Annotated in this window: 21 protein-coding genes and 1 pseudogene; 10 read left to right on the forward strand and 12 right to left on the reverse strand. The window is 69.4% G+C overall.

Annotation, left to right across the window (positions count from 1 at the left end; translation table 11 throughout):
- The first annotated feature begins 18 nt into the window (after positions 1-18).
- From ACIOHC_RS09750 to ACIOHC_RS09765, 4 genes are all read left to right on the forward strand, one after another.
- The gene (locus ACIOHC_RS09750; RefSeq protein WP_351081019.1) at positions 19-771 is read left to right on the forward strand and encodes a TIGR03089 family protein; all 753 of its coding nucleotides are present in this window, start codon (positions 19-21) and stop codon (positions 769-771) included.
- A 169-nt stretch (positions 772-940) separates the two neighbouring features.
- Entirely contained in the window at positions 941-2,194 is a 1,254-nt protein-coding gene (locus tag ACIOHC_RS09755) for an LCP family protein (RefSeq protein ID WP_351081018.1), read from the forward strand.
- Positions 2,195-2,417: 223 nt separating this feature from the next.
- Positions 2,418-4,226 (forward strand): LCP family protein, encoded by a 1,809-nt coding sequence (locus ACIOHC_RS09760; RefSeq protein WP_351081016.1) that lies wholly within the window; start codon positions 2,418-2,420, stop codon positions 4,224-4,226.
- A gap of 49 nt (positions 4,227-4,275) precedes the next feature.
- Positions 4,276-5,946, forward strand: a complete 1,671-nt coding sequence (locus ACIOHC_RS09765) for an LCP family protein (protein WP_389636641.1) — start codon at positions 4,276-4,278, stop codon at positions 5,944-5,946.
- A 135-nt stretch (positions 5,947-6,081) separates the two neighbouring features.
- On the opposite strand, the gene ACIOHC_RS09770 is transcribed toward ACIOHC_RS09765, so the two are convergent.
- Complete coding sequence (locus ACIOHC_RS09770; RefSeq protein WP_351081012.1) at positions 6,082-7,095, reverse strand: glycosyltransferase family 2 protein; 1,014 nt, start codon at positions 7,093-7,095, stop codon at positions 6,082-6,084.
- 277 nt (positions 7,096-7,372) lie between these two features.
- Between ACIOHC_RS09770 and ACIOHC_RS09775 the strand changes: the two genes are divergently transcribed.
- Complete coding sequence (locus tag ACIOHC_RS09775; protein ID WP_351081010.1) at positions 7,373-8,737, forward strand: LCP family protein; 1,365 nt, start codon at positions 7,373-7,375, stop codon at positions 8,735-8,737.
- Positions 8,738-8,785: 48 nt separating this feature from the next.
- Here the strand turns inward: ACIOHC_RS09775 and ACIOHC_RS09780 are convergent, their stop codons facing one another.
- Positions 8,786-9,337, reverse strand: coding sequence for an acyl-CoA thioesterase (locus tag ACIOHC_RS09780; RefSeq protein ID WP_351081008.1), 552 nt, complete (start codon positions 9,335-9,337; stop codon positions 8,786-8,788).
- Positions 9,338-9,456: 119 nt separating this feature from the next.
- Between ACIOHC_RS09780 and ACIOHC_RS09785 the strand changes: the two genes are divergently transcribed.
- A complete protein-coding gene (locus ACIOHC_RS09785) occupies positions 9,457-10,749 on the forward strand; it encodes an LCP family protein (protein WP_351081006.1) in 1,293 nt (430 codons plus the stop codon).
- A 101-nt stretch (positions 10,750-10,850) separates the two neighbouring features.
- Here ACIOHC_RS09785 and ACIOHC_RS09790 read toward each other — a convergent pair whose 3' ends face one another.
- The 6 genes and pseudogenes from ACIOHC_RS09790 to ACIOHC_RS09815 form a co-directional block, all read right to left on the reverse strand.
- On the reverse strand, positions 10,851-11,663 hold the full coding sequence (locus ACIOHC_RS09790) for a class I SAM-dependent methyltransferase (protein ID WP_351081065.1): 813 nt from the start codon (positions 11,661-11,663) through the stop codon (positions 10,851-10,853).
- Complete coding sequence (locus tag ACIOHC_RS09795; RefSeq protein ID WP_351081005.1) at positions 11,660-12,136, reverse strand: hypothetical protein; 477 nt, start codon at positions 12,134-12,136, stop codon at positions 11,660-11,662. Before ACIOHC_RS09795 ends, ACIOHC_RS09790 begins: the two co-directional genes overlap by 4 nt.
- A 151-nt stretch (positions 12,137-12,287) precedes the next feature.
- Positions 12,288-12,425, reverse strand: a pseudogene (locus ACIOHC_RS09800) (DUF5954 family protein); the annotation flags it as partial.
- A 120-nt stretch (positions 12,426-12,545) separates the two neighbouring features.
- Complete coding sequence (locus ACIOHC_RS09805) at positions 12,546-15,554, reverse strand: carboxypeptidase regulatory-like domain-containing protein (RefSeq protein ID WP_401842227.1); 3,009 nt, start codon at positions 15,552-15,554, stop codon at positions 12,546-12,548.
- A gap of 753 nt (positions 15,555-16,307) precedes the next feature.
- Entirely contained in the window at positions 16,308-16,517 is a 210-nt protein-coding gene (locus ACIOHC_RS09810; protein ID WP_351081001.1) for a DUF397 domain-containing protein, read from the reverse strand.
- On the reverse strand, positions 16,514-17,392 hold the full coding sequence (locus ACIOHC_RS09815; RefSeq protein WP_351080999.1) for a helix-turn-helix transcriptional regulator: 879 nt from the start codon (positions 17,390-17,392) through the stop codon (positions 16,514-16,516). Before ACIOHC_RS09815 ends, ACIOHC_RS09810 begins: the two co-directional genes overlap by 4 nt.
- Before the next feature lie 405 nt (positions 17,393-17,797).
- Between ACIOHC_RS09815 and ACIOHC_RS09820 the strand changes: the two genes are divergently transcribed.
- Positions 17,798-18,739 (forward strand): hypothetical protein, encoded by a 942-nt coding sequence (locus tag ACIOHC_RS09820; protein WP_401842230.1) that lies wholly within the window; start codon positions 17,798-17,800, stop codon positions 18,737-18,739.
- A 128-nt stretch (positions 18,740-18,867) separates the two neighbouring features.
- Here ACIOHC_RS09820 and ACIOHC_RS09825 read toward each other — a convergent pair whose 3' ends face one another.
- On the reverse strand, positions 18,868-19,233 hold the full coding sequence (locus ACIOHC_RS09825; RefSeq protein ID WP_351080993.1) for a DUF4440 domain-containing protein: 366 nt from the start codon (positions 19,231-19,233) through the stop codon (positions 18,868-18,870).
- 345 nt (positions 19,234-19,578) lie between these two features.
- On the opposite strand from ACIOHC_RS09825, the gene ACIOHC_RS09830 reads away from it, so the two are divergent.
- Positions 19,579-20,121 carry a hypothetical protein gene (locus ACIOHC_RS09830; protein WP_401842232.1) on the forward strand — a complete coding sequence of 181 codons (543 nt, stop codon included), beginning with the start codon at positions 19,579-19,581 and terminating at the stop codon, positions 20,119-20,121.
- A gap of 171 nt (positions 20,122-20,292) precedes the next feature.
- On the opposite strand, the gene ACIOHC_RS09835 is transcribed toward ACIOHC_RS09830, so the two are convergent.
- Positions 20,293-21,450: an acyl-CoA dehydrogenase gene (locus ACIOHC_RS09835; RefSeq protein ID WP_351081063.1), complete on the reverse strand. Its 1,158-nt coding sequence runs from the start codon at positions 21,448-21,450 to the stop codon at positions 20,293-20,295.
- A gap of 198 nt (positions 21,451-21,648) precedes the next feature.
- On the opposite strand from ACIOHC_RS09835, the gene ACIOHC_RS09840 reads away from it, so the two are divergent.
- Entirely contained in the window at positions 21,649-22,992 is a 1,344-nt protein-coding gene (locus tag ACIOHC_RS09840) for a UDP-glucose/GDP-mannose dehydrogenase family protein (protein WP_351080989.1), read from the forward strand.
- Positions 22,993-23,166: 174 nt separating this feature from the next.
- Here the strand turns inward: ACIOHC_RS09840 and ACIOHC_RS09845 are convergent, their stop codons facing one another.
- Positions 23,167-23,679 carry a CGNR zinc finger domain-containing protein gene (locus tag ACIOHC_RS09845; protein WP_351080987.1) on the reverse strand — a complete coding sequence of 171 codons (513 nt, stop codon included), beginning with the start codon at positions 23,677-23,679 and terminating at the stop codon, positions 23,167-23,169.
- A 112-nt stretch (positions 23,680-23,791) separates the two neighbouring features.
- Here ACIOHC_RS09845 and ACIOHC_RS09850 point away from each other — a divergent pair, with 112 nt between their 5' ends.
- Positions 23,792-24,154 (forward strand): VOC family protein, encoded by a 363-nt coding sequence (locus tag ACIOHC_RS09850; RefSeq protein WP_351080985.1) that lies wholly within the window; start codon positions 23,792-23,794, stop codon positions 24,152-24,154.
- Positions 24,155-24,214: 60 nt separating this feature from the next.
- Here ACIOHC_RS09850 and ACIOHC_RS09855 read toward each other — a convergent pair whose 3' ends face one another.
- The gene (locus ACIOHC_RS09855; protein WP_351080983.1) at positions 24,215-25,417 is read right to left on the reverse strand and encodes a dipeptidase; all 1,203 of its coding nucleotides are present in this window, start codon (positions 25,415-25,417) and stop codon (positions 24,215-24,217) included.

Consider the following 25,417-nt stretch of genomic DNA (forward strand, 5'->3'; position numbering starts at 1 on the left):
CCGCGTACCCTTGCGCGGATGAACGCCACCGACCGCACCCCCGCCGACCTGCTGCGTTCCGCGCTCGCCGCGGATCCGGCCCGCCCCTTGGTCACTTTCTACGACGACGCCACCGGAGAACGCGTCGAACTGTCGGTGGCCACCTTCGCCAATTGGGTGGCCAAGACCGCCAATCTCCTGCAGGGCGACCTCGCTGCGGAACCCGGCGACCGGCTGGCCCTGCTGCTGCCCGCACATTGGCAGTCCGCGGTCTGGCTGCTGGCGTGTTCCTCGGTCGGTGTGGTCGCCGATGTGCAGGGCGACCCGGCCGGCGCCGATCTCGTCGTCAGCGGCCCGGACACGCTGGAGGCCGCGCGCGCCTGCCGCGGCGAGCGGGTCGCCCTGGCGCTGCGCCCGCTGGGCGGAAGGTTCCCGCAGACGCCCGAGGGCTTCGCGGACTACGCGGTCGAGGTGCCGAGCCAGGGCGACCGGTTCGCCCCGTTCGCGCCGGTGGACCCGAACGCTCCGGCGCTGGCGGTGGGCGGGGTCGAGCTGACGGCGGCGGAACTGGTGGCGCGGGCCCACGAGGACGCGGCCGGTCTCGGGCTGGCCGCAGGATCGCGGCTGCTGACGGGACGCACGTACGACACCTGGGAGGGCCTGAGCGCGGGGCTGTTCGCGCCACTGGCCGCCGGGGGGTCCGTGGTCCTGTGCCGGCACCTGGAGCAGCTGGGTGAGGGCGGTCTGGCGAAGCGCGTCGAGAGTGAACGGGTCACCAACACCGCGGTATGACAAGCGCCCTGAGGACCACTCGTCCGGCCCATAGCGGGTCGAGTCCTCAGGGCTGCGCCTCAACTCCGGTACATGATCGGCGGTACAGACCACTCGGGACACAACCAAGCGTGAGGTTCAGCCGTCTACTCCTGCGACCGGCGGCCCAGCGCGCCGCCGAACGTGAAGGATGGACGCAGACGTGAGCGAAAGCGCCGGCCCGCCGGAGAACTCCGACGACTCGGCCATGGGCGAGGGCCGATCGCAGGCGGGGGACGACTCCGGTGTCTCTCCCGACACCCCCGCCGGGCACCGGCACCACTGGCTGCGCTGGACCGCGCTCGGCGTCTCGCTCGTGGTCCTGGTCGCGGCGGGCGCTGGCTGGTGGCTGTACCGGAAGCTCGACGGCAACATCAGGACCGACACCTCGGCGGCCGCCGAACTCAAGACGTACGAGCGGGAGCGGCCCGCCACCGTGGTGCACGACGCGGAGAACATCCTGCTCATCGGCTCCGACAGCCGGGCCGGTGACAACCGCGAGTACGGTCGCGACGACGGCGGCAGCCAGCGCTCGGACACCACGATTTTGCTGCACCTGGCCGCGGACCGGAAGAGCGCCACCGCGATGTCCCTGCCGCGCGACCTGATGGTGTGGATCCCGGCCTGCCACAAGGCGGACGGTACGGCCACGAAGAAGCAATTCGCCCAGTTCAACTGGGCCTTCGAGTTCGGTGGCACCGCCTGCACGATCCGTACGGTCGAGAAGTTGACCGGCATCCGGATCGACCACCAGATGGTCGTCGACTTCAACGGTTTCAAGGACATGGTCGACGCCGTGGGCGGTGTCGAGGTCTGCCTCAAGAAGCCGGTGGACGACCCCGACGCCCACCTCAAGCTCCCCGCCGGACGCCAGAAGCTCGACGGCGAGGAGGCCCTGGGCTACGTACGGGCCCGTAAGTCGATCGGCAACGGCAGCGACACCGAACGCATGGACCGCCAGCAGCAGTTCCTGGGCGCGCTGGTGAACAAGGTGCAGAGCAATGGTGTCCTGCTCAATCCGACCCGGCTGTACCCGGTGCTGGACGCCGCCACCAAGTCGCTGACCACGGATCCGGGGCTGGACAGCCTCAAGGACCTGTACGACCTGGTGCGCGGCCTGCGTGACGTACCGACCGACAGGGTGCAGTTCCTGACCGTGCCCCGGCAGCCGTACGCCGCCGACCCGAACCGGGACGAACTCGTCCAGCCCGATGCGAACCGGCTTTTCAAGCGGCTGCGCGAGGACGCCCCGGTCACGGTGGTCCCGGCGGACCGGCTCAAGAACGACAACGGGAAGAACACCGGGAAAAACAATGGCGCGACCGGTGCGCCGGACGCCGCGGGCCCGAACCCCACACCGACCTATTCGGGCAACAACGCGGCGGCCGACCTGTGCAAGCGGTAAAGCAATTCCCAAGCAGAAGCCGGTGATCGGCGTGCAATGAGCAGAATGACCAGTTGTAAGGACCGTGGAGTTTGTCACGCTCGTCGCTAACCGTAGAACTGGGCCGATAGTGTGACGCGATCCGGTGCTTCCGGCCTTCGGGCCGCGCACTTCCGGAGCGAAAGATCGAGCGCCTGAACGGGGGAGGCGCCTCGCGTGGCACCGACGGAGGACTCAAGCAACCGTGGATGCGCAAAGCCGTGGGCGGGCGGATGAATTCGACCCCGCAGACCAGTGGGTCCTCAACCCGCACACCGGCGATTACGAACTGCGACTGAATAATTCCGGAGGGGATTCGGCCGGCACTTCCCAGCCGTCGGCCCCGCGTATCCCCCGTCGCAGAGAACCGGTCCGCGACGGTGACGGCGAGCGCAGAACCACGACGCGTGACAGCGGCGGTGAACGCAGGGGTCCGGCCCGTGACGGGCAGGGGTCGGGTCCGCGCCGCGAGGTGCCGGGACAGCGTGGCCGCCGTTCGGCCAACGGCCCGCGCGGCCAGGAGCGTTCCGGTCATGGCGAGCCGGCGGGCCGCCGCAGCCGCAAGGCCCCCAAGGCCCGCCGCAAGAAGGCGCTGCTGTGGACGGGTGGCACGATGGCCTTCGTGCTCGTCGGCCTGTCGGTGGGCGGGTACGCGCTGTACCAGCACTTCAACGGCAACCTGAACACGGTCGACGTGGGCGGGGCCGGCAACAAGAACGTCTTCGACAACGACGCCCCGATCAACATCCTGATCATCGGCACCGACAAGCGCACCGGCAAGGGCAACGAGGGCTACGGCGACAAGGGCAGCGTGGGCCACGCCGACACCAACATCCTCTTCCACGTCTCCGAGGACCGCACCAACGCGACGGCGCTGAGCATCCCCCGCGACCTGATCACCGACATCCCGGACTGCAAGACCAAGCAGCCGGACGGCTCGGAGAAGGTCGTCCCGGGGACGCAGAACGTCCGCTTCAACCAGAGCCTCGGCCAGGAGGGCCGTAACGCCGGCTGCACCATGGAGACGGTCAGCCAGATCACCGGCCTGAGGGTCGACCACTTCATGATGGTCGACTTCAACGCGGTGAAGGAGCTGTCCACGGCGGTCGGCGGGGTCGAGATCTGCCTGGCCAAGCCGGTCAAGGACCCGGACTCGCACCTGGACCTGCCGGCCGGTGAGCACCGCGTCCAGGGCGAGGACGCCCTGGCGTTCGTACGGACCCGGCACAGCTTCGGCAACCATGGCGACCTGGACCGGATCAAGGTCCAGCAGCAGTTCATCGCCTCGATGATCCGGCAGATGCAGTCCGACTCCACTCTGACCAGCCCGACCAAGCTCTACAAGCTGGCGGACGCGGCGACCAAGGCACTCACCGTCGATACCGGCATCGGCACGGGGAAGAAGCTGGCCTCGCTGGCCCAGGAGCTCAGCAAGGTCAACACCAAGAACATCACCTTCACCACGGTGCCGGTGCTCGACAACCCGGCCGAGAAGACACCGGTCACCGTCGTACTGAACCCGGCCAAGTCCGACCAGCTGTTCGCCATGATGCGCGACGACACCTCGCTGACCGAGGTGAAGTCGAAGAAGAAGGCAGCGAAGAGCAAGCAGGACGCGCTCCTCAAGGGCTCGAAGGCGGCCGCAGGCGACGTACGCGTCGATGTGTACAACGGCGGCAAGGTGCCCGGCGCCGCACAGGCGACTGTCACCTGGCTCCAGAACGAGCAGGGTGTGCTCAAGTCCACCAACAAGGCCAACGCCCCGGCGAAGGCCGCGAAGACGACGCTGGAGTACGCGCCGAACCAGGCGGACCAGGCCCGCGCGCTGGCCGCCATGATGGGCCTGCCCGGCTCGGCCATGAAGCAGGGCACCACGGACGCCGAAGGGCTCCAGGCGATGGTGCTGACGCTGGGGGACGACTTCAAGGGCGCGGGCACTCCCATCACCGGGCCGGCCAAGGTTCCGGCCGACATTCAGCAAGCAAACGCCGACAAGGCAGAGTGCGCCAAGTGACACCGGGTCACTGCGCCAATCCACGAGTCTGAGCAGCAGGGGGGTCCTGGTGGGACGGAGCGGTACACCCGGGGAGGAGACGCGACCACGCGTCCGGCACGCCGGTCAACTCGGTTGGGACGACAGGCTCTACGAGGATGCGCCGGGGAAGGCCCCGGGCTCCGCCGACGACGGCCGGCCGTCCGCCGCGGCGGGCGACGGCCAACGGCCCGGCGGGCAGAAGCGGCACGGCAGGAAGCGCAAGCGCCGGGTGCTGCGCTGGGTCGCCGCGGTTCTCGCGCTGTTCATAGTCGGCGGCGCGGGGGCCGGATACCTCTACTACCAGCACCTCAACGGCAACCTGAAGAAGGCCGACCTGACGCTCGGCGACAAGAAGATGGCCGACCACAAGGCCAATGCCGCCGGTCAGACGCCGCTGAACATCCTGCTCATCGGCTCGGACGCACGGGACTCCAAGGAGAACCAGAAGCTCGGCGGGGCCAAGGACACCTTCGGGGCCCCGCCGCTGGCCGACGTACAGATGCTGCTCCACCTCTCCGCGGACCGCAGCAACATGTCGGTGGTCAGCATGCCGCGCGACACGCTGCTGAAGATCCCGAAGTGCACCGACCCGAAGACGAAGCACGTCTACCCGGCGACCACGGGCCTGGCGATGACCAACGAGACGCTCGGCCGCGGCGGTCCCGGATGCACGGTGGCCGCCTGGTACGAGCTCACCGGCATCACCATCGACCACTTCATGATGATCGACTTCTCCGGTGTGGTCTCGATGGCCGACGCGATCGGCGGCGTCCCGGTCTGTGTGAAGGGCAACGTCTACTCCCACACCAGCCAGGGCAAGGGCTCCGGGCTGAAGCTGGAGAAGGGCACCACGAAGATCAAGGGCAAGCAGGCCCTCCAGTGGCTGCGGACCCGCTACGGCTTCGAGGACGGCACCGACCTCGGCCGCACCCACGCCCAGCACATGTACATGAACTCGATGGTCCGTGAGCTGCGCAAGGGCACCAAGCTCACCGACCCGGGCAAGCTGATGGACCTCGCCGACGCCGCGACCGACGCGCTGACGGTCGACAACGGCCTCGACACGGTCAAGAAGCTGTACGACCTCGCGGAAGAGCTCAAGAAGGCGCCCACCAAGCGCATCACCATGACGACCATGCCGAACGTCTACGGGACGGGCGTGTACAAGGAGCGGGTCCTCCCGAAGCCCGTCGACGCCGATCGGCTGTTCCAGATGGTCCGCGACGACGTCCCGCTGGACGGCAAGGCGTCCAAGCGCAAGGCCCCGACCGCCAAGAAGCCCACCGCCCCCGTCGCCGAGATCCCGGTCAGCGTCCGCAACGGAACCCGCACCGACACCGCGTACCCGGTCAGGGGCCGCGCCTCGGCGGTCAAGGAGCTGCTGGTCGGCAAGGGCTTCACCCAGGCCGCGATCGACACGCAGAACACCGACGCGGCGGCGCGGACCGGGGTGCTCTTCCCCAGCGTGGACATGCAGGGCAATGCCCAGGCCGTCGCCAAGGCGCTCGGCATCCCGCTCTCGGCGGTGAAGAAGTCGACCGCCGTCTCCGGCATCACCCTGACCGTGGGGGCCGACTGGCGCGAAAACGGTGACTATCCCGCGCCCAGCGCCAAGGAGAAGACCCCGGAGAGCGCCCGCGCCCTGAACGGCGACGACGAAGGGGCCTGCATGGACATCCAGCCGGGCTTCGGCTGGTAGCGCCGTAACGGGCACGACGCACGGTGGGGGCCTTCCAACGCTTCGGAAGGCCCCCACATCATGTCGGCGGCTGTACGGCGACGGGCCGGGCCCCGGGCAACGATCACGCGGTGACGGCCGGGCCCCGGACGGCGGTCATGCCGTGACGGCCGGGCGCCGACTGGCGATGACCTTCTTGGCCAGCGAGCGCGGGCTGGTCAGGAAGCCGTACCCCCACGACATGTGCATGGTCGCGAGGGCCACCGGGATCTGGGCCCGCGCCTTCAGCGACAGGCCCTTGCCGGCCGGCACGGACCCGGCGACGATCGCCGCGACGTAACCGGCGGGGACGACGAAGGCCCACGGGGTGACGGCCGCACCGACCACGATGCCCGCCGCAATGGCACAGACGGCGGTGGGCGGCGCCAGATAGCGCAGGTTGATCGAGCCGGAGTGGTAGCGGGCGACGACGTGCCGCCAGCGGCCGTAGTCCTTGTACTGCTTGGCGAGCGCCCGTATCGAGGGCCGCGGCCGGTACTGCACCTTCAGCTCGGGCGAGAACCAGATCAGTCCGCCCGCCTCGCGGATGCGGAAGTTCAGCTCCCAGTCCTGGGCGCGGATGAACTCCACGTTGTAACCGTCCGCCTTCTCCAGGGCCTCGCGGCGGAAGACACCGAGATACACGGTCTCCGCCGGGCCCGCCTGGCCGCCGGTGTGGAAGGCCGCGTTGCCGACGCCGATCCTCGACGTCATGGCTGCGGCCACGGCGTCCTCCCAGGCGTTCTCGCCCTCGGCGTGCATGATGCCGCCCACGTTCTGCGCACCCGTCTCCTCCAGGAGACGGACGGCCGTCGCGATGTAGTTCGGCGAGAGCATGCCGTGGCCGTCGACCCGCACGACTATGGGATGCCGGGAGGCCTTGATCGCGGCGTTGAGGGCGGCCGGGGTGCGGCCGGTCGGGTTCGGGACGGTGTGGACGCGGGGGTCCTCGCGTACCAGCTCCGCAGCGATCTCGTCCGTACGGTCCGTGGAGGGGCCCAGCGCGATCACCACCTCCATCTCACCTGCGTACTCCTGCTCCAGGATGTGCCGGACGGAGTTCCTGAGATGACGTTCCTCATCGAGCACCGGCATGATCACGGAGACGGCGGGGAGCTGCGCGGCAGACATGGTGGTCCTCGGGTGGTCCTCGGGAGCGCCGGGGGTTCGCACCCCACAAGGCGGCGTTATTCGGCCGCCACGTTACCGCGAATGGGGGACACGGGCGCGCGCCGCCGGGTCGCTCGGCGGAGTGCAGATCATATGGGCCTACTGTGCGAACGATCCCCCCTGCACCACGGAGGTTCCCCCCGTGCCCACGCCGCACTCCTCCCCCCGTTCGCCGCGCCGCCGCGGAGTTCCGCCGCAGCGCAGGTCCAGAAAGCAGGACCAACGGCCACGCTGGGGCATGCGGGTGGTGACCGGCATTTCCGTGCTGGTCCTCGGTGCCGGAGGGATCGGCCACGCGGTGGTGACGAGCCTGGAGACCGGGATCGACCGGATCGACCCGTTCAAGGACATGAAGAACCGGCCCCCGGCCGGTCACGGCATGAATCTGCTGCTCGTGGGCACGGACGGCCGCGACCGGATCACCGCGGAGGAGAAGCGGAAGTACCGGTTGGGCGGTGCGCCCTGCAACTGCACCGACACGGTCATGCTGGTGCATCTGTCGGCGGACAAGGAGCGCGCGAGCGTGGTCTCGTTGCCGCGGGACAGCTACGCGGAGATCCCGGAGCACAAGGACCGGAACAGCGGCGAGACGCACGCCGCCCACTCGGTGAAGCTGAACGCCGCGTACGCCGAGGGCGGACCCGGTCTGACGGTGCGGACCGTCGAGCAGATGACGGGCATCAAGATCGACCACTACCTGGAGGTCGACTTCACCAGCTTCATGAAGACGGTGGACACCCTGGGCGGGGTGCGGATCTGCATGGCCCGGCCGATGAAGGACCCGTACACCGGTCTCGATCTCGCCGCGGGCACCCACGAGCTGAACGGCGGGCAGGCGCTCCAGTACGTCCGCTCCCGGCACGTCGACGGGGCCGCCGACCTGGGCCGGATGCAGCGCCAGCAGAAGTTCCTCGCCTCACTGATCAAGCAGGTGACCAGCAGCGGCGTGCTGCTGAACCCCGTGAGGTTCCAGGACGTGGCCTCGACGATGCTCCGCTCGGTCCGTGCCGACAAGGGCTTCGGTACGGAGCAGATGCTGGAGCTCGGCGAGGCGATGCGTGGTTTCTCACCCGCCTCGTCCGAGTTCACCTCCGTACCGCTGAGGAACGTCGCCTTCCCGGTCAAGGGCATCGGCTCCACGGTCAAGTGGGACGAGCCGAAGTCGAAGAAGCTCTTCCAGGCACTGCGCGACGACAGGCCGCTCGCCCCGGACCGCTCCGGACGGTCGAAGTCCGTGCAGGTCGAAGTCGCCCCGCAGCGGATCCGGGTCCAGGTCTACAACGGGACCCCGAAGGACGGGCTCGGCAAGACGGTCGACGACGCGCTGCACGCCACCGGCTTCGACACCACGCGAGCCCCGCTGAACGGCGAACCGAGTGATCTCAAGCGCACCCTGATCACCTACGACCCGCGCTGGGACCGGTCCGCGAAGTCCCTGGCCGGCGCGTTGCCCGGGGCCGAGCTGCGGGCGGTGAACGGGCAGGGCGCCGTGCTGAAGGTGACGGCGGGTGCGGACTTCGAGAGGGTGCGGACGGTACGGGGCGAGGAGACGAGCCGGGGCGAGTTCGGTACGGTCACGGGCGACCGGGTGGCGTGCCCATGACCGTCCGCGACCGCCCCTGACCGTTCGTGACCGTGGGTGGGTCCGTGCTCAGTCGACGTCGATCCCGTCCGCCACGCGCTTCTCGCGCAGTTCCTTGATCGCGCGGCGCCGGGCGAGACGGTGGGTGCGCCGGATCTGTGCCTCCTGGTAGCGCCGCTTGTCGCGCTCCGTCTCCGGTATCACCTGCGGTACGGGGCGGGGCTTGCCGTCCGCGTCGACCGCGGCGAACACCAGATACGCGCTGCCGACCTGCTGGGCGGGGGTGGATTCGTTCCACCGCTCGGCCATGACGCGGACGCCGACCTCCATCGAGGAGCGGCCGGTCCAGTTCACCTGGGCGCGGACGTGAACAAGGTCACCCACGCGGACCGGCTCCAGGAAGACCATCTCGTCCATCGAGGCCGTCACCGCGGGTCCGCCGGAGTGCCGGCCGGCCACGGCGCCCGCCGCGTCGTCGACCAGCTTCATGATCACGCCACCGTGCACCGTCCCCAGCAGATTGGTGTCGCTGCCGGTCATGATGTGGCTGAGGGTGGTCCGGGAAGCGGCGGTCGACTTGCCTGGAATGTCGCCCTCCGGGCGCGGGGCCTGATCTGTCATACCGTCCACCTTATGCGGGGGCTTCCGCCAGGAGGCAATGCATCAGCTTCGCAACAGCCCTGATGCGATTTCCCGCACCCCCTGTAATACCAGCACACCTGGCCTGCACACTGGACCGCATGAACGATTGGCCCGAGGGATGGTCCGACGACAACCGCAGCGGCAACCGCTACGGGCAGGGCAGCGCCGGCGAGCGGCCCGAGGGCGCCCGCGTCATGCGGCACGTCCAGCGCCCTCCCGCCCCGCCTCAGCACCGCCCGGCCCCGCCCCGGCAGCGCCAGGGCGAGTCGCAGCAGTACGCCGGGGGCTATGACGACGCCGCTGGGTACGACAGCGGTTACAACACGGGCCAGGTCTACGGCGACGGCAACGGCGGCGGCCGGGGCAGCGGCGGCGGCCGGGGGGACGGCGGTTACGTCCAGGGGCGCCCGGCGCCGAACTGGGGCCGCCGGATAAAGATAGGCACGCTGTCCCTGGTCGTCGTGGTGCTCGCGGTCTCCATAGGCACGTACTTCTGGGCCGACTCCAAGCTCAAGCGCGAGGTGGACCTCTCCAAGGTCATCGAGCGGCCGAAGGCCGGCGACGGCACCAACTACCTGATCGTCGGTTCCGACAGCCGCGCGGGCATGACGGCCGACGACAAGAAGCGGCTGCACACCGGCTCCGCCGAGGGCAAGCGCACCGACTCGATGATGATCCTGCACGACGGGTCGAACGGGCCGACGCTCGTCTCCCTGCCCCGTGACTCGAACGTCGAGATCCCCTCGTACAAGGGCTCCGACTCCGGCAAGCTCTACCCGGCCCGCGGCCGGTTCACCAAGCTGAACGCCGCCTACGCCGAGGACGGCCCCGAACTCCTCGTCCGTACCGTCGAGTTCAACACCGGGCTGCACATCGACCACTACGTCGAGATCGGCTTCGGCGGCTTCGCCAAGATCGTGGACGCGATCGGCGGGGTGGAGCTGGACATCCCCAAGGGGTTCAAGGACAAGAAGTCCGGCGCCGACTTCAAGGCGGGCAAGCAGACACTGAACGGCGAGCAGTCGCTGGCCTTCGTCCGCACCCGGTACGCGTTCGCCGAGTCGGACCTGGCCCGTACGAAGAACCAGCAGAAGTTCCTCGCGGCGCTGGCGAGCCAGACGGCGACGCCGTCCACGATCCTCAACCCGTTCAAGTTCTACCCGACGATGAGCGCCGGCCTGGACACGCTGATCGTGGACAAGGACATGTCGCTCTGGTCCCTGGGGCAGATGTTCTTCGCCATGAAGGGCGTCACGGGCGGCGACGGCACGTCGATGAACATGCCGATCTCGGGCTCCATCGGCGGCAATCTGGTCTGGGACAAGGCCAAGGTGAAGCAGCTCGTGGAGCAGCTCAACAACGACGAGAAGGTCACCGTCTCCGGCAACTGACCGCAGGCGGCAGCAGGCACGAGCAGGGCTCGGACGGTTCGCCGTCCGAGCCCTGTCTCATGTCGGGCACGGGCCCGGGAAACCCGGCCCCGTCCGCGCGGTCACTCTCCCGGCCGGCTCCCCCCGGCCAGCAGCGCCACATGCGGGAGCGCCAACCGACCGTCGTCCGCCGTGAATTCGGTGCACAGCACGTCGTACTCCCGCTTGGCCGCGGCCAGCCCGGCCGGGCCCCGGCTGTTGACGAGCTGCCCGATCGCGCCCACCCCGGCGGCCGGCCCGGCCCACCAGTCCTCCGCCTCCACGCGGTGGTCCCAGGTCAGGACCTCGCTGCGTACGTCCCCGAGACCGGCCCTCTCCAGCAGCGCGCCCAGCCCGTCGCGGGTGCGCGGGAAGTTGTGCTCGGGGTCGACGGTGGCCAGCCACTGGGGCCGGGTCAGCCCGGCCGCCTCGGCGGCCCGCCCGATCAGCGCCTGACCGGGGGCGCCCGGCACCTGCCAGATGGTGACGGCGACCCGGCCGCCGGGACGGGTGAGCCGGGTCAGCTCGGCCAGGGCGTCCAGCGGACGGCCGACGTGATTGAGCACGAAGTTCGCCGCGACGGCGTCGAACCCGCCGTCCTCGTGCAGTTGCGGGAGCGTCCCGCACCGGACATCGGCCCCGGGTGCGGCGCGCCGGGTCAGCTCCACCATTCCGGGATCGGCGTCCACGGCCCGTACGGCCGCACCGCGCGCGACGGCCGCCACCGTCACGGCGCCGCTGCCGCACCCCACATCGAGCACCCGCGTTCCGGGCCCGACCCCTGCGGCATCCAGTAGCGCGGGCACCGTATGGGCGCACAGCCGCGCGAAGGTCCGGGCATAGCTCTCGGCCCGCCCCTCCCAGATCCGTCGCTCGCTCACGTCGAACGCGGTCATCCCACGCCTCCCATGGGCCCCTGCGGCTCCGTCTCGTCCAAGTCCTCGTACAGCGCGTCCAGAATCCGCCCCGTGGGCTCGCCCTGCGGCGACAGCTCGGCCAGGCACCAGCCGGGCAGTTGTCGCTCCACCTCGGGCGGGAGGTCGCCGTCGGCCGGGTCGGCCAGCCCGTAGAGCAGACCGGACGCGGTCTCCTTCGCCACCTCGCGGGCTATCTCCCCCAGGTCGCCGGGGCTCAGACCGAGGGCCAGCGCCCGCTCGACCGCGCCACCGGCGAGCCCGTCCTTCCGGTAGGCCTCGACCCAGTCGGGGGCCGCGGCACTCCACCCGTCGATGTCCTGCCAGACCATGCGCAGGAACCGGTAACGGGCGAGCTGCGGAATGTTCTCCTCGGCCTCGGAGTCGGCCCAGCCCGCGGCGTCGTCGGCGCCGAGCGCGGTGAACAGGTCGGTGAGCTTGTCGATGTCGGTCATGGACGTGGAAGGTACGCCACGCGGCTGCCATGCAGCGATCAGGAGTTCGCCCCGGTTCCACCGCTGCTGGTTGGAGTCGACGTTGTCCCCACTCGTCCATCGCGTCCATCGCGGGGTGGATCCGCGTGGGTTCCTGGATGTCGATGTCCGAGCGCCGTGGGCCCTTCGGGCCTGCCGGCCCGATGCGCCCCATCCGTTCGACCCGGACGATCCGGAAGCAACGCCGCCCCGCACCTCCGGCCCATGGGGCCGGACCTGCTCCGTGGACCCCTCCGCCGCCCGTGCCCACCCGGCGGCCCCCCGCTCGTCGACCTCCTCGGTCAGCGGCAGGAACTCCTTCGGGCAGTGGGCCGGTGAGCGCGCGGGCCGGCCCTGAGGGGCCGGCCCGCGCTGTTTCACGGGAGCAGGGTCACGAGGCCTTCTTCAGCATGAAGTTGCCGGTCGTCGTCTCCCCCTTCTTGAGCTTCACAGTGGTGACCACCGGCTGGTAGCCGTCCTTGGCCACGATCACGGTGACCGGGTTGTTGCGGGTGTCGAACCACAGGGCGAAGGTGCCGTCCTTGGCGGTCCGCAGCGTGTAGCTGTTCGCCCAGCTGTCGATCTGGACGGTCGCCCCGGCCAGTGGCGCGGTGCCGCCCTTGCCATCGGCGCCGAGCACGGTGCCGGCGTACTTGCCCCAGTCCTTCGGCGGGTTGACGTGCATCTTCACGCCGACGTCGGCGACCGGGTACGGGGTGTCGGTCCGGACGGTCAGCGCAGCGGTGTAGTCGCCGGGCTGGGTGACCTCGGGGACCGTGGCGTCCAGGCCGACGGTGATCGTGGTGCTCTCCCCGGGCTGGAGTGTCACCTTGTCCTTGCTCGTGGACAGCCAGCTGACGTCCGAGGACTCGCCGCCCTGGTCGTAGCCGGGCAGCACCTCGACGGTGGACACCGGCGGCGTCGAGCTGCCGCCGGGGTTGCCGCCGACCTTGTAGAAGCCGGAGGCAGCACCCACACGGTAGACGCTGGTGTTGGCGTTGGGCAGGGCGGTCCAGCTGCCGGTGCCCGGGTCGAAGGCGTAGCCCTGGTTGGTGATGGCGGCGCTGTCGTTGACGACACCGCTGGAGACCAGCAGCATGCCGTTGCCCACGCCGTACGCCGAACCCCACAGGTCGGCGGGCATGTCGGCGATGGGCGACCAGTTGTCGGCGCCCGGGTCGTAGACGTAGGCGTGCTTGGTCGAACTGGTGCCGCCACTGCCACCGGCGCAGTAGAGCTTGCCGCCGATGCCGCCGCAGGACTGCCAGGAGATCGGCTCCGGGTAGGAGGCGATCTGGGACCAGCTGTCCGACGACGGGTCGTAGACCGTGGCGTCCGTGGTGCCACAGCTGTCGGTGCAGCCGCCGACGACGTACAGCTTGCCGCCGAGCACCGCGCTGCCCGAACCGGCGTACGGCTTGGGCGAGGACGCCTTGGTGGACCAGCTGTTCGACGCCGGGTCGTAGACCTCCAGCTTGGCGTCGGGGTCGCCGTCGGCACCCCAGCCGCCGACCACGTACAGCTTGCCGCCGATGAAGCCGTGGGCCGGGCTGCCCTCGCGGGTGTCGGCCGCGGAGGCCAGCTTGGTCCAGGAGCCGCTGTCGGGGTCGTAGGCGTACAGCGCGTTGGTGTCCGCGCTGCCTGTGTAGCCGAAGGCGGAGTAGACCTTGCCGTCGTGGACGGCGACCACGTTGTCCTGCACAGCGGTCGGCAGGTTGGCCACCGGCTGCCAGGCGTCACCGGCCGCGTTGGCCGCCAAAGCCGCATCCGAGGTCTTGCCCTTGCGCAGGGCCAGCGGGGAGTAGTCGCCCTTCACCAGGTTGAGCGGCGCGCCGCCCTTGAGCTGTTGGGTGAAGCCGCCCGGCTGCTCGCCCAGGGTGAGGCCGGCAGGCGCACCGCCGGTGTTCTTCACCGTCAGGTTCTGGGTGGCCTGCTTGCCCCAGCCGAGCGTTTTGTCGACCGAGCCAGGGGTGAACGCCAGCTTGCCGGCCTTCAGGTCGAAGACCGCCTGGGTGGTGCTGTCCGGAGCCGCCTTCACCGTCTTGGCCAGGTCGGCGTATTGCGACTTGGAAGCGGTGTACGTGTGGCTGCCGGTCTTGGAGGTGAACATCCAGTAGAAGCCGCCGCCGAGCGCCGGGTCGTCCGGGGTGGCCGCGGTGATGGCCTTGTCCTGCGAGGCGTCGGTGTTGACGACAGTGGCGCCGACGACGCCGTCGCCGGTGTTGGCGTCCTTCACGGTACCGGCCACCAGACCACCGCTGACAGGCTCGTAGGTCCGCTTGCCCACGAACACGTTGTCGAGTTCCCACCAGTAGCCGTAGCTGCCCGTGAAGTGGAACCGCAGCTGCACGCCGGGCTTCCCGGCGTAGTCGGTCAGTGGAAGCTCGACATGGGCAGGGCCGGTCAGGGTGGTGGTGCGGTTCCAGATGTTGGTCCAGGTCGCACCGCCGTCAGTGCTGACGTCGATGTTGCCGGTCTGGTTGGTGTAGCTCTTGTAGTCGGTGTCGAACTCCAGTTGCGGGCTGTCGTTGCCGGTCAGGTCGAAGACCGGCGAGATCAGCGAGCTGTCCTGCTTCTTGCCGCTGCCGATCTTGTCACTGTCGACCATGGCGAAGGCGCCGGAACCACCGGTCTTGTTGCCCCGCTTACCGAAGTCGTCGAAGGACCAGCCGCCGGTGGTGCCGTCGGCGTTGACCACGCTCCAGCCCTCGGGGGTGCCGGCGGTGGAGTCGAAGGGCTGGGTCGGGCCGGACCGCTTGACCTGGTAACCGGGCGCCGTGGCCGCCTCGGCGTCCACCGGGACCGCGACGTTCACGGTCTGCGCCGCGTCATTCACGGTCACCCGCTTGGTGACTGCCTCGTAGCCGGGGTACACGGAGGTGAAGCGCAGGGTGTAGTCGGCGCCCTGCGGCAGGTCGACGCTGTACGCGCCGGTGTACGGGTCGGTGAAGACCGGGGCTCCGGGCACGTCATCGATGGTGATCTTCGTGTAGAGCGGCCAGCCGTGGCCGGAGCCGTCGGTCACCTTACCGGTCACGGTCTGCCGGGCCACCGCGTCCAGCGCGAAGTCCATCGTGACGGTGCCATCGTCGACGACGACGCCGTTGGCCTTCTTGGGCGCGTACCCGTAGGCGTACGCGGCCATTTTGTAGGTGTCAGGCGGCACCGTCAGGTTGTAGTGCCCCTGGGCGTCGGTGGTCGACCGGTAGATTCCGGCTACGACGGAGGCGCCGGAAAGCGCCTTGCCTGAGCTGTCTGTCACGGCGCCGGAGATCTCGCCATGCGAGCCGACGCTGGAGGCGGCGAGACCGCCCCCGGGATGCGTCGCGGTGGCGACGGTGCCCGGAGCGGCTGCCTCGGCGCCGGTGGCAGCCTGGGCTGCGGGTAATCCCGCAGCCATGACTGCGACAGCCGCCGCGGTGAAAGCGGCCAGTCGCGCGGAGATCCTCCGCGCGGCCGGTCTGGAATGCCTCGAAGTGCGCAATGTGTGACTCCCATGCTGCTGAGCTGGGGTCGACCCGTGCGCTGGTTCTCGGTCGACAGCAGATGGATTCATCCGCCGCGACAACTAAACATCGCTGCCATGTTCTCGACAAGACCGCCATGGCGGCTACACGACATGACATGGACCCGCACATTTGTGATGATCCATCAGCTTCGGCCCGGCAGTCCTGGCTCGGACACCAGGGAGCAAGTAACCCACCGGTACGTTCTGGAGGTTCACCGACGGCGGCGGACGGCCGGATCGTGCTCGGCGACGTGTCGGGCGACTGCCCAGCGGGACGAACTGAGTGGAGACCCCGGGGTCGTTGTCGGCCGGGGCGGTGCTGTGCTCCACAGCCCGCACCTGCGCGGGCTCCGCAGGCGCTCCGGGGTAGTCAGAGATCAGATCAACCAAGCAACGACACCGCCCCCGTCGGTCACGAGCCGCACGACCAGACGTTGACCAGACCCGGCCGACGAAGCACCCAGCGCCAGGAAACAGCAGCGGCCAAGCCCTCGGAACCTACCGACGGGTTACTTGCCCCCTGGTGTCCGAGCGGGGACTACCGGACTGTTGACCGGGGGCCTGGCTGGGGAGTTGCAAGGTTCTTCTGACAGCAGCGCACCCCACCCCTGCATCAACCAGGCACGGGGCGCAAGTGCGTGTGGATCAGTGACGGGCGGTGTGCGAGACGAAGCCCACCCACGCGCCCGCGCCGAAGGCGAGCCGGGGCCCCGGCAGGTTCTTTGAGTCGCGCACGAGCACCGCGCCTGGGGTGCACGCGACCTCGATGCAGTCGTTGCCGTCGCCACTGCTGCTGTAACTGCTCTTGAACCACTCCAGCTCGGAAGCGTCCCCGGCAGAGGGCTTGTTGATCATGTCTCTCCCAGAACTTGCTCGATGAAAGCCAGCGACTCCCGTGGCGTAAGAGCCTGGGCCCGGATCATCCCATAGCGCAACCCAAGGATCCTGAGCTGCTTCGGGTCGGAGACCGGGCGTCCGCTGAACACACCCTCTGAACGCCCCACCGCACTGCCGTCGGGGAACTTCAGCACCTCGATCAGTCCGCCCGTCCCAGGATGTTCCTCGCGGTTGGTCGGCATCACCTGGATCGCCACATTCCGCAACTGCCCTACTTCCAAGAGGCGTTCGAGTTGTCGGCGCAACACCATTCTGCCTCCGACCGGACGGCGAAGCGTCACCTCCTCCTGGACAAAACTCAGCGACGGGAGGGGATCTCGATCGAAGATGGATCGTCGGGCCATACGAGCGGCCACCACGCGGTCCATCTCGTCCAGCGTGTAGGCGGGCAGCCACGACGCAAACAGGGCGCGCATGTGCTCCTCGGTCTGCAACAGGCCGTTGATGTTGTGGTGGTGATACGCCTCCAGTTCGACGACCTTGGCCTCCAGCTTCGCCAGATCCCGCACCTTCTTCGGGTAACGGACCTCCGCCACATCCCGCTTCATCGCAGCAAGCTTCCCGCCCGCACCCAGCACCTCGTCCGCCCGGTCCAGGAACTCCGGCCGAGGGATGCGCCGCCCGCCCTCCACCTTGTAGACCAGGTCCTCCCCGTACCCGATCGCAGCCCCGAACTCGCCGGCCCGCAGCCCTGCCGACTCCCGCCACGCCTTGATCTGACGGCCCACCGCAGCGACCACCGCCACCCCCGATTCGTCGTCGGGATCGACGTCCCAGCCGGGCTCGTCCGCCCCACCGTCCCCGCGCTCCGCACCGGTCCCATCCACGCTCATCCGTGCCCCACTTCCGACGTGCATGCCGTTCTTGCTCAACCCCTGGTGTCCCCAGCACGTCACCCCGGACAGGCGGGACAGCACTGGACAAGCACGGGACAATCAACTCGGCCTCGTACCGTGACCGCTTCACCGGGTCGCGGAGGCCCGCGACCCGGTGAGCCACGTCGCCGTGCCTCACGACGCATAGAGCTTCAAAGAACCTGGGGAAATCACCCTCCCCACCCAAACCCGACCCCACCCCGACCCCCGTCACTCGCGCGGGTGACATAGGGCAACTGGGCTGGATTTCATATGGGTTGGCTGGCATATGCTCGCCGCGACAACTGCAGACATGCGACGGCCCCCGACGAGACGCCAATCTCGACCGAGGGCCTGACCACCGAGGAAGTTCGGAGCTTCCCGATGGATACCCAGCAGATTACCGCGCCCCCGTGCGCTCCGTCCCCCGCACCCGGGGGCGCCACGCCGTCATCCGGTGTCATCCACATCAACTTCCGGCACGTCGCAGGCTTCACCGTCATCGGCAACCACCTCGCCCAGCACCGCGGACTCTCCCTCACCGCGATCGGGCTCGCCACCCACATCCAGTCGCTCCCCGTCGGAGCCAAGATCGGCATCAAACACCTCGCCGACCGCTTCCCCGAGAGCGAAACCCGCATCGCCGCCGCACTGCGCGAACTCGAAGCCACCGGCTACCTGCACCGCAGCCGCGTACGCCTCGCCGACGGCCGCATCATCACCCGCACCGTCTCGTACAACCAGCCCGGCGCAGCCCCTCAGCCCCGAACGGTTCCCAACGAGCCGGCCCCGCTGCCCGCACCACCGCCACGCGTGACCGCTCCCACGTTCGCCCTGTATCCCCTCGTCGCGGGCCCGCACAACATGCCTGTCATCACCGATGTGGCCGAAGCCCGCAAGGACCTCGCACTCACCACCCTGGCCGCCATCACCCACGCCGACAATCCGGACGTCGGTGCCATACTGAAAACCCTGTCCGCCGCACTGCGGGACACACCGGAAGTAATCGCCGACCCCATCATCGAACTCACCGCACAAGGCCTGGGCAACCGCCCGGCCGCACAACAGTGGAGGAATCTGGTGGCCGTGGACCTCTCTTTCTACAAGTCGCCCCTCTCGGAAGAACTCCGGGACGAAGGCCGAGCCGAAGGCCGGGCCGAGGGTCGAGCCGAGGGACTCCTGCTCATCCTCGACGTGCGCGGTATCGCCATCACCGACGAGACCCGCTCGAAGATCACCGGCTGCGACGACCCTCAGCTCCTGCACCAGTGGCTCAACCGCGCCGCCACCGCCGCCTCCGCCGAAGAAGTCTTCGCCGAGGAGTAGCCCCGCCCCGGTGGCTCACGGTGACTGCGCCCCTCCTGCCCGCATGCCCGCATGCCGTTCACGGCTCCCCGCACGTCCGAGGGCCGGAGCAGGGCGCGGGCCGCGGTGCGTCGGGGCCGTCACCGGACCTAACTCGTCAAAGTGCCCTGATGGAAGTACATGCGCCAGCCCGCTTCCGTCAGACGCCACACGGAGCTCCGCCATGCTCGGCGCCCGCTGTGGTCGGCGAAGTACGTCAGATGAACGATGCCGGGAGCGAGTACGGCCCCCGACATATCGCTGACCTCGACCGGAGCTTCGGGGGCCACCGAACCGTCACTCGTCACCGTGAGAATCGACGTCGCGTCCCAGCGCCGCCCCGACGCTCCGATCTCGAGGAACTCCGGGTCCAGGAGCTCCGACACCAGGGCCGGCGAAGCCCGCACCTCAGGGTCGAGAAGCCGCATCTCCGCCTCAATGGCCGCTTGAACGGCCCGCTCACTCTCGTCTGCCATGCACGAACCCTACGGACGCCCCTCGTCACGTCACAGCGAATAGTTCACGCAACGCAAACAGCGACACCGGCGATGACGTCGTCTCCCTTCAACATTCATGGCTGGGTTGATCACCAACTGCCTCCAGTGTCCGTTGCCAATGAATCCAGCCCGCTTGTCACTGAACCCAGTCGTCGGCAGAACTCAGCAAGCACGGACGGACTTTGCTGCGCACATCGTCTCGAAGTCTGACGGTCGGTCCGCCTTACGGCACGGTCACGCAGGCCAGGCGTCAGCCCAGCGGACCAACCGGAGCAGGCGCAGAGGCTGATGGAACGCGACGGGTGGGGCGGCAGGATGATTCGCATGAGCACTCCGGACGCCGCCACGGCCGCAAACTCCGTTGCGCCGCCGCCCCGTTGGGTAATTTGGGCCGCGCATCTGACCACCTTGGCCGTACTGCCGAGCGGGCTGTGGCGGATCGCCCTGGTGCTCGGCTGTCCGGCCGGCTACCTGGACGAGCGCTTCGCGGACTTCGAGACGCTCGGCGCGAAGGTCTGGATGCTGACACTGAGCGTGGTCTGCGAGCTTCTCGCCTTCCTGACGATCGGTCTGGTGCGCCCCTGGGGCGAAGTCGTGCCGCGCTGGATACCGCTGGTCGGAGGACGCGCCGTGCGCCCGATGGCCGCCGTCGTCCCAGCCACCCTCGGCGCAGTGGCACTGACCGTGATGTGGGCCAATGTTCCCTGGTGGTGGACGTACCCGCACGATGACATGACGGGCACCGGCGACCTCGTGGTCGGCATCCTCTACCAACCGCTGGTCCTGTGGGGCCCTCTACTCGCCGCCGTCACCGTCTCCTACTACCGCCGTCACCGCTCCCCGCGCAGCCGGGCCATGGCGTCTTGAAGCAGCGCCCTGTTGGAGAACCTTGCCCCCGTGTCGGCCGACTGGGTTTGATGACAAACGGGACCCGTTGTCTGCGGCCCGGCTGATTCGCCTCGCGCGGTGTCTTGGCTGCCTACACGCGTCTGACCGCCGGTGTGGTACCGGGGGCCAGACGCGTATGGGCAATAACCGTTACGGCAGGTTCCGCGCCATCACGATCCGCTGGACCTGGTTCGTGCCTTCATAAATCTGCGTGATCTTCGCGTCGCGCATCATCCGCTCCACCGGGTAGTCCCGCGTGTAGCCGTAGCCGCCGAGCAGCTGGACCGCGTCCGTGGTGATCTCCATCGCGGCGTCGGAGGCGAAGCACTTGGCCGCGGCGCCGAAGAAGGTGAGGTCGCTGTCGAGGCGCTCGGACTTGGCGGCGGCCGAGTAGGTGAGCTGGCGGGCCGCCTCCAGCTTCATGGCCATGTCGGCGAGCATGAACTGGACGCCCTGGAAGTCGCCGATCGGCTTGCCGAACTGCTTGCGCTCCTGGACGTAGCCCTTGGCGTAGTCGAGGGCGCCCTGGGCGATACCGAGGGCCTGGGCCGCGATGGTGATGCGGGTGTGGTCCAGGGTCTTCATCGCGGTGGCGAAGCCGGTGCCCTCCTCGCCGATGATGCGGTCGGCGGGGATGCGGACGTTGTCGAAGTAGACCTCGCGGGTCGGGGAGCCCTTGATGCCGAGCTTCTTCTCCGGGGCGCCGAAGGAGACGCCCTCGTCCGACTTCTCGACGACGAAGGCGGAGATGCCCTTGGAGCGCTTGGTCGGGTCGGTGACGGCCATCACCGTGTAGTACTCGGAGACGCCCGCGTTGGTGATCCAGCGCTTCACGCCGTTGAGCACCCAGAAGTCGCCGTCGCGCACGGCCCTGGTCTTCATGCCTGCCGCGTCGGAACCCGCGTCGGGCTCGGAGAGGCAGTACGAGAACATGCCGTCGCCCTTGGCGAGCGGGCCCAGGTACTTCTTCTTCAGGTCCTCGGAGCCGGAGAGGACCACGGGGAGCGAACCGAGCTTGTTCACGGCCGGGATGAGGGAGGAGGAGGCGCAGACACGGGCCACCTCCTCGATCACGATGACCGTCGCGAGGGCGTCGGCGCCCGCGCCGCCGTACTCCTCGGGTACGTGCACCGCGTGCAGGTCCGCGGCGGTCAGGGCGTCCAGCGCCTCCTGCGGGAAGCGCGCCTCCTCGTCGACCGCCGCCGCGTAAGGGGCGATCTTCGCCTCGGCGAGCGCACGCACCGTCTCGCGGAGCATCTCGTGCTCCTCGGCCGGACGGTACAGGTCGAAATCGGTCGAACCCGCCAAGACGCTCACTCCCCATGAAGCTAACTACCGTTAAGTAACCCGATTTTAGAGCCCAGCTCCCGTGATGGCCTATGCAATGCACGCGTGAGCTTCATGACAGGGGTGGGAGAACCCACGCGGGCAGCCGGAAACCGGGCCTTCGAGGGCACGACTATGCTCGTTCACCGCACGTCTGTCCGCATCTCTCAGGAGCACTCCATGGCCCTCAGGATCACTGTGATCGGCACCGGCTACCTCGGCGCCACCCACGCCGCGGCCATGGCGGAACTGGGCTTCGAGGTCCTCGGCCTCGATGTCGTGCCCGAGAAGATCGAGATGCTGGGCGCCGGCCGGGTCCCGATGTACGAGCCGGGCCTGGAGGAGCTGCTCCACCAGCACGTCGAGGGCATCGAGGGATCGACCGGGCGGCTGCGGTTCACCACCTCGTGGGATGAGGTGGCGGACTTCGGCGACGTCCACTTCGTCTGCGTGAACACTCCGCAGAAGCACGGCGAGTACGCCTGTGACATGAGCTACGTCGACAGCGCCTTCGAGTCGCTGGCACCGCATCTGACCCGGCCCGCCCTGGTCGTCGGGAAGTCGACCGTCCCGGTGGGCTCGGCGGCCCGGCTCGCGGCGCGGCTGGCGGAGCTGGCCCCGGCGGGCGCGGACGCGGAGCTGGCCTGGAACCCGGAGTTCCTGCGCGAGGGCTTCGCGGTGAAGGACACCCTGCACCCGGACCGGATCGTCGTCGGTGTGGCGAGCGAGCGGGCCGAGAGGCTGCTGCGCGAGGTGTACGCGGTGCCGGTCGCCGAGGGTTCGCCGTTCGTGGTGACGGACTTCCCGACCGCCGAGCTGGTGAAGACCGCGGCCAACTCCTTCCTGGCCACGAAGATCTCGTTCATCAACGCCATGGCCGAGGTCTGCGAGGCCGCCGACGGTGACGTGGTGAAGCTGGCCGAGGCGATCGGGCACGACGAGCGGATCGGCTCGAAGTTCCTGCGGGCCGGGATCGGCTTCGGGGGCGGCTGCCTGCCGAAGGACATCCGGGCCTTCATGGCGCGCGCCGGCGAGCTGGGCGCGGACCAGGCGCTGACCTTCCTGCGCGAGGTCGACTCGGTCAACATGCGGCGCCGCGGCCACATGGTCGAGCTGGCCCGGGAGGCCGTGGGCGGCGATTCGTTCCTCGGCAAGCGGGTGGCGGTCCTGGGCGCGACGTTCAAGCCGGACTCGGACGACGTGCGGGACTCGCCCGCGCTGAACGTGGCGGGGCAGATACAGCTGCAGGGCGGCCAGGTCACGGTCTTCGACCCGAAGGGCATGGACAACGCCCGCAGGCTCTTCCCCACGCTCGGTTACGCGGACTCGGCGCTGGACGCGGTGCGCGGCGCGGATGTGGTGCTGCATCTGACGGAGTGGCGGGAGTTCCGCGAGCTGGACCCGGCGGCACTCGGCGAGGTCGCCTCCCGCCGGATCATCCTGGACGGCCGCAACGCGCTCGACAGCGAGCTGTGGCGCAAGGCCGGCTGGACGTTCCGGGCGATGGGACGCCCGAGGGCCTGACCCGCGCCCTCAGAGCCTGTGGGGTGACCTCGGATCGGATGGCGGACGCGGTCCGGTGCGTGCGATTCCGAGGCGGAGGAGGGAGTCGACGCGGAGCGTCGGCGACCGACGACAACGCGGGAAGCGTGCGTGCCAGGGCGTGACGGGCCCGGTCCGAGGTCACCCGACAGGCTCTCAGCCGCGCTTCGCGCGGTAGGTGCGCATTTTGGCGCGGGCGCCGCACACCGACATGGAGCACCAGCGGCGGCGCCCCGCCGGGCTGCGGTCGTAGTACGCCCACTGGCAGTCCTCGGCCTCGCACGCCTTGAGCCGGGCCCAGGTGCCGTCGGCCGCCGCGGTGGCGATGGCCGCCGCGACGCGCGCGGTCAGCCCTGCCGGTTCGGCCGCGGGGCGCAGTGCGGCGACGCCCGCCGCGTCCACGCTGACGCGCAGGGGCGCTTCGGCGAGCAGCCGGTCGAGCGGGGGCGCGGCAGCGCCGTCCGGCGGACGGTGACCGGCGTGGGCGAGGCAGGCGGTGCGGAGCGCCTCGCGCAGCACGCGCGCGCCCGGCACCTCGGACTCGGTGAGAGAGAAGGCGGCGCGCCCGTCCGCGGTGTCGAGGGCGTCCGCACCGGTCTCGATGTCCAGTGTGTTGACCAGGGCCTCGATCAGGGCGAGTCCGCCGGGCGCGGAATCCTTCGCATTCATGGTTGCGACGTTACCTCCAGTGCGGCAGCATGTAGTAACGGTTACCTGTTGAGACGATTTAGAGGTAACTTTCCTTGCCCGAAGTGTCTCCCCGTTCGAAGGAGGAAGTGCCATGGCTGTCGCCACACTGGGTGCTGTCGTTCTGGACTGCCCCGACCCCGCCGCGCTCGCCGGCTTCTACGCCGGGCTGCTCGGCGGGAAGGTCGAGGACGACGGCGAGGGCTGGGTGGAGCTGACCGGGGCCGGGGGCACGCGGCTCGCGTTCCAGGGCGCGCCCGGTCACGTACCGCCGCAGTGGCCGCGTCCGGACGGTTCGCAGCAGTTCCATCTGGATCTGTCCGTGCCGGATCTGGACGCGGCGGAGAAGGAGGTGCTCGCACAGGGCGCGACCGTGCTGGACGCGGCGGACCGGGAGCGGACGTTCCGGGTGTACGCGGATCCCGCGGGGCACCCGTTCTGCCTGTGTGCGTGTTAGAAGCGGGCAGAAAAGAGTGCGGGGCGCCCCGAGGGGCGCCCCGCACTCAGGAACTCCGGCTCAGCCGGCCTGGTCGTCCAGCTGCTCGATCGTGGCGTGCGACGGTGCCCGGCGCGTGCCCAGCTCGCGCGCCACGTCCTCGGCGTCGCGCAGCACCCGTACCGCGTTCTGCCAGGTGAGCTTGGCGAGATCGGCGCTCGACCAGCCGCGGCCGAACAGCTCCGCGATCAGGTTCGGATAGCCCGCGACGTCCCCGAGGCCCTCCGGGAGGAAGGCGGTGCCGTCGTAGTCGCCGCCGATGCCGATGTGGTCGATCCCGGCGACCTCGCGCATGTGGTCGAGGTGGTCGGCGATCGTCGCCACGGTCGCCATCGGGCGCGGGTTGGCCGCCTCGAAGGCGGCGTGGATCTCCATGGCCCGCGCGGTGGTGTCGAGGTGGTGCAGGCCGTGGGCGCGCAGGTTCTCGTCCGCGGCACGGGTCCACTCGACGGCCGCCGGGAGGACGAACTTCGGTACGAAGGTCGCCATGGCGATGCCGCCGTTGGCCGGAAGGCGGCCGAGGACGTCGTCCGGGATGTTGCGCGGGTGGTCGCAGACCGCGCGCGACGAGGAGTGCGAGAAGATCACCGGCGCCGAGGAGGTGCCGAGCGCGTCGCGCATGGTGGTGGCCGCCACATGGGAGAGGTCGACCAGCATGCCGGTGCGGTTCATCTCCCGTACGACCTCGTGGCCGAAGGGCGAGAGACCGCCCACGCCCGGCTCGTCGGTCGCCGAGTCCGCCCACGCGATGTTGTCGTTGTGGGTGAGCGTCATGTAGCGGACGCCCAGGGTGTGCAGGGCGCGCAGGGTGCCCAGCGAGTTGTTGATGGAGTGGCCGCCCTCGGCACCCATCAGGGAGGCGATGCGGCCCTCGGCGCGGGCCGCCTCCATGTCGTCGGCGGTCAGGGCGCGCCGCAGGTCCGCGGGGTGGCGCTCCAGCAGCTCGGCGACCACGTCGATCTGTTCGAGCGTGGCGCTGACGGCTTCGTCGCCCGCCATGTCGGATCGCACGTAGACGGACCAGAACTGGGCGCCGACGCCGCCCGCGCGCAGCCGCGGGATGTCGGTGTGCAGATGGGCGGACTGGTCGGTGGCGATGTCGCGGGCGTCCAGGTCGTAGCCGACCTGTTCGCGCAGCGCCCACGGCAGGTCGTTGTGCCCGTCGACGACGGGGTACTCGGCGAGGAGTTCCGCCACCCGCTCAAGCTGTTCGGCCTTCTCCAC

This window comes from Streptomyces sp. NPDC088252, from assembly GCF_044740965.1.
Lineage (GTDB): Bacteria > Actinomycetota > Actinomycetes > Streptomycetales > Streptomycetaceae > Streptomyces.

What these genes read in the sequence shown, in the direction of transcription:
- ACIOHC_RS09750 (WP_351081019.1), top strand. Translation starts at nt 19, where the DNA reads ATGAACGCCACCGACCGCACCCCCGCCGACCTGCTGCGTTCCGCGCTC.
- ACIOHC_RS09755 (WP_351081018.1), top strand. Translation starts at nt 941, where the DNA reads ATGGACGCAGACGTGAGCGAAAGCGCCGGCCCGCCGGAGAACTCCGAC.
- ACIOHC_RS09770 (WP_351081012.1), bottom strand. Translation starts at nt 7,095, where the DNA reads ATGTCTGCCGCGCAGCTCCCCGCCGTCTCCGTGATCATGCCGGTGCTC.
- ACIOHC_RS09775 (WP_351081010.1), top strand. Translation starts at nt 7,373, where the DNA reads ATGCGGGTGGTGACCGGCATTTCCGTGCTGGTCCTCGGTGCCGGAGGG.
- ACIOHC_RS09780 (WP_351081008.1), bottom strand. Translation starts at nt 9,337, where the DNA reads ATGACAGATCAGGCCCCGCGCCCGGAGGGCGACATTCCAGGCAAGTCG.
- ACIOHC_RS09785 (WP_351081006.1), top strand. Translation starts at nt 9,457, where the DNA reads ATGAACGATTGGCCCGAGGGATGGTCCGACGACAACCGCAGCGGCAAC.
- ACIOHC_RS09790 (WP_351081065.1), bottom strand. Translation starts at nt 11,663, where the DNA reads ATGACCGCGTTCGACGTGAGCGAGCGACGGATCTGGGAGGGGCGGGCC.
- ACIOHC_RS09795 (WP_351081005.1), bottom strand. Translation starts at nt 12,136, where the DNA reads ATGACCGACATCGACAAGCTCACCGACCTGTTCACCGCGCTCGGCGCC.
- ACIOHC_RS09805 (WP_401842227.1), bottom strand. Translation starts at nt 15,554, where the DNA reads ATGGCTGCGGGATTACCCGCAGCCCAGGCTGCCACCGGCGCCGAGGCA.
- ACIOHC_RS09810 (WP_351081001.1), bottom strand. Translation starts at nt 16,517, where the DNA reads ATGATCAACAAGCCCTCTGCCGGGGACGCTTCCGAGCTGGAGTGGTTC.
- ACIOHC_RS09815 (WP_351080999.1), bottom strand. Translation starts at nt 17,392, where the DNA reads ATGAGCGTGGATGGGACCGGTGCGGAGCGCGGGGACGGTGGGGCGGAC.
- ACIOHC_RS09820 (WP_401842230.1), top strand. Translation starts at nt 17,798, where the DNA reads ATGGATACCCAGCAGATTACCGCGCCCCCGTGCGCTCCGTCCCCCGCA.
- ACIOHC_RS09825 (WP_351080993.1), bottom strand. Translation starts at nt 19,233, where the DNA reads ATGGCAGACGAGAGTGAGCGGGCCGTTCAAGCGGCCATTGAGGCGGAG.
- ACIOHC_RS09830 (WP_401842232.1), top strand. Translation starts at nt 19,579, where the DNA reads ATGAGCACTCCGGACGCCGCCACGGCCGCAAACTCCGTTGCGCCGCCG.
- ACIOHC_RS09840 (WP_351080989.1), top strand. Translation starts at nt 21,649, where the DNA reads ATGGCCCTCAGGATCACTGTGATCGGCACCGGCTACCTCGGCGCCACC.
- ACIOHC_RS09845 (WP_351080987.1), bottom strand. Translation starts at nt 23,679, where the DNA reads ATGAATGCGAAGGATTCCGCGCCCGGCGGACTCGCCCTGATCGAGGCC.
- ACIOHC_RS09850 (WP_351080985.1), top strand. Translation starts at nt 23,792, where the DNA reads ATGGCTGTCGCCACACTGGGTGCTGTCGTTCTGGACTGCCCCGACCCC.